This window comes from Pedobacter sp. 10L46_2 (assembly GCF_056395165.1).
In genome coordinates, this window is record NZ_JBFTIZ010000431.1 from 1 (window position 1) to 3419 (window position 3419).

General features: G+C 41.7%; 2 protein-coding genes. Both read right to left on the minus strand.

Annotation, left to right across the window (positions count from 1 at the left end; genetic code table 11):
* On the minus strand, positions 1 to 1770 hold a 1770-nt coding region (locus AC1DDX_RS26235; RefSeq protein WP_477622901.1), incomplete at its 3' end, for a heavy metal translocating P-type ATPase.
* An 18-nt stretch (positions 1771 to 1788) separates the two neighbouring features.
* A partial coding sequence (locus AC1DDX_RS26240; RefSeq protein ID WP_477622902.1) for a multicopper oxidase family protein occupies positions 1789 to 3419 on the minus strand: 1631 nt, incomplete at its 5' end.

Below are 3419 nucleotides of genomic sequence, written 5' to 3' on the forward strand. Positions count from 1 at the left end.
GCCAACAGCTTTATGCCCAACAGCTAAATAAGAAACTGTCTTACCTTGTTTTTGTGCGGTCATAACCTGCTCTTCTAATTCAGGATCAATTTCAGCTTTAACGTGTTCCATTAATTTCTGGTTGCCTAAAGCAAGTTTTTCCTGTTTCAATGTACCCATTACACCTTTACCAGTTACAGCTTCAAAGTTTGTGATAGGCTGAATACTGATCTTTTTCTCTTCCCCGTAACGAAGCGTTGCCTGTGCTAAAGGATGCTCACTGCTGCTGTTCAATGCTACGATTCTTTCAAGGACTTTCTTTTCATCAAAATCTGGGTTTACACTAATGACCTTTTCAACCGATGGTTTCCCTTCGGTTACTGTTCCAGTTTTATCAATAATCACGACATCAATTGCATTCATTTTTTCCAACGATTCTGCATTCTTAATCAACACCCCAGACTGTGCGCCTTTTCCTACGCCCACCATTACAGACATCGGCGTCGCCAAACCAAGCGCACACGGACAGGCTATAATCAATACAGCGATAGCATTTACAAAAGCGTAAACATATGCAGGATCAGGCCCATACATTGCCCATGCTACGAAGGTAGCTATGGCAATCAACACCACTACAGGGACGAAATAACCTGAAATCTTATCGGCCATTTTTTGGATAGGTGCTTTTGAACGACTTGCAGAATTCACCATTTCAATGATTTGGGACAACAGTGTTTCCGAGCCTACTTTCTCCGCAAGCATGACAAAGGTTTTATTACCATTGATTGTTCCAGAGCTAACTTTGTCCCCAGGTTTCTTTTCCACCGGAACAGGTTCACCTGAAATCATAGATTCGTCAATCGTCACTTCTCCAACTTTAATACTGCCGTCAACAGGTATCTTCTCTCCCGGCTTCACCCGTAACATGTCCCCCTTCTGAATGTCATCTATGGAAACTGTGGTTTCTTTTTCGCCTACAATCCTGGTAGCGGTATTGATACCAATCAAAGTAAACATATTTAATTTCCATGTAATTATGGATTGCCATGCGCGCTGAAAGAACATCCATGTTGCATAAAACACCACAGGGATAGAAAATGCAAACTGAACCCAGTTCCAATATTTCAATTCCATCAATTTGAAAATCGGATTACCTGGTATCATCTCAGACATTGCAATCAAAAAGACAGGTATGGTAAAAACCGTTGCGACCTTAAACTTACGCAAAAGCGTTTCATAAGTTTTATCCTCCTCTTCCAAATTTACACCCAATGGAACCAAATCCATTCCACATATCGGACATGAACCAGGCTGATCTCTGATAATTTCGGGGTGCATAGGACAAGTAAATTGAGTGGCTTGCTTTAATACCGGCTGCTTCAGCAAGTCCATTCCACAAACCGGGCAATGACCTGGTTTACCATAAGTTTTATCTCCTTCACAATGCATCGGACAATAATATACCTCTCCGGTTTCTTCCTTATTAACCTTAACCGGAGCAGCGCCATGACCCTGAGGGGCTGAAACATGATGTTGGTGACCAGAATGATCTGGACTGTGTTTATCTGCGGCAATCTTTTGAAAGCCGGACATTTCAATCCTGTAATTTCCAGCAGCAGAAAGCGTTTCCTGCAATTTTTCAGTAGTAATATGCTTATCCATCGTAATCGTTGCCTCAGCTGGTTCCAAGGTAACCTTAGCAGAAATCCCGTCAATACTATTCAAGGCATCTTCAACTTTACTACGACAGCCCTGACAGGTCATTCCGATTATTTTATAGGTATGCTTCATGATGTAAAGATTAATTGGTTAATAATTTAATGTTAGTCCGGCGCCATAACCCATATCACTGTCATAGTGGGTGGACAGGCCAAAATATTTGGTGACGATGTATCTAAACCCCGCCATATACTCTTTATCGGTATTGACCATAAATTGAAAGCGCAATCTTTTGGATATAGGTACATCTTCTCTCATCAATTGAAATCTCACGTTTCCTTTATGATCGACAGAAGCATCTGCAACAATTAACATTGGCAAAGTGTATTGTACCCCCAAATGAAATACCTGTCTAAAGTTTTTGGTATTGCCCTGTCCGAAAAGATTATCCCCGGGTGCTGTAGATTGCCCAAAAATATTCTTTTCCATCGGATCAACCGTTCGTTTACGGAAATCCCAACCAACATAGGGAAAGAGCCATTGGTTTCTTCCAAGGTATCTCCCAAAATGACTTTCGTTTTCATAACCATGATGGGATTGAAAACCCACTCTCCATTCGGTAGTAAAACGGTATCGGGTATTGGCCAGCATGATTTCACCGTCACTTCCATTGCTTTCAATTCCAACTCTCGCCATGGGATGAAATTCCCTGTCATCACTAAACAACTTACGCTGCGCTAATTTAGGGTTAGGAATTTCTGGATTAGGCGGAGAGTTTTCATAACTGAACACTCTGCCCATTCCGCTCATCATGTGGTACAGAATATGGCAATGGAAAAACCAATCACCACCTGGTTCTGATGCTGCAAATTCAAGAGTATCCCTTTCCATGGGCATAATGTCGATGATGTTCTTCATGGGAGCATATTCGCCTTGTCCATTGACAACCCTGAAATCATGACCATGCAGGTGCATAGGGTGGCGCATCATACTGTTGTTAAACAAAATGATCCGAACGTTTTCTCCTTTCTTAATCAGGATTTTATCACTTTCTGAAACCGTTTTATTATCCAAAGTCCAGACATATCGGTTCATATTCCCTGTTAGATCAAACTTTAGCTCTTTCCACGGGCCACTAGGTAAAGTCGTTTTCTTTGGATCACGAAGCATATTATAGTTCAACGTAACGATGTCAGGACTTTCCGCTGTCATATCCATACCTGCCATGTTTTTTTCGTTAGACATTTGCATCCCCGGCATAGCTGCTTTTTTGTTTTCTTTTTTCGGGGTCTCTTCACCCGTTACTTCGGGATACATTACCGTGTTCATGTCCATAACCTGGTTCTGCATTTTCATGCCTTCCATTTCGATCATGTTGCCGTTCATATCCATCATGTCATTCATCATCTTCATTCCGGCAAAATATTTCAGCTTAGGCAGTTTTTGAGCAGGAACTTTTTCTCCCTTACCCAACCAAAGGGAAGCAGATTTGGTGCGGTCTTCGGGCGTAACCAAAAATTCGTAGCTTTTATTTTCGGGAATGGTGACCACCACATCATACGTTTCGGATACAGCTATAATTAGCCTGTCAACTTCTACAGGCTCGACATCATTTCCATCGGTAGCTACCACGGTTATTTTACCACCGGAATAAGTTAACCAGAAATAATCAGATGCCCCGCCATTGGCAATACGAAGTCTTACCTTATCTCCGGCTTTAAATTGTGGCTGCTCATTTTGGTTCTTACCATTGATCAGAAAAGTATCATAGTACACATCAC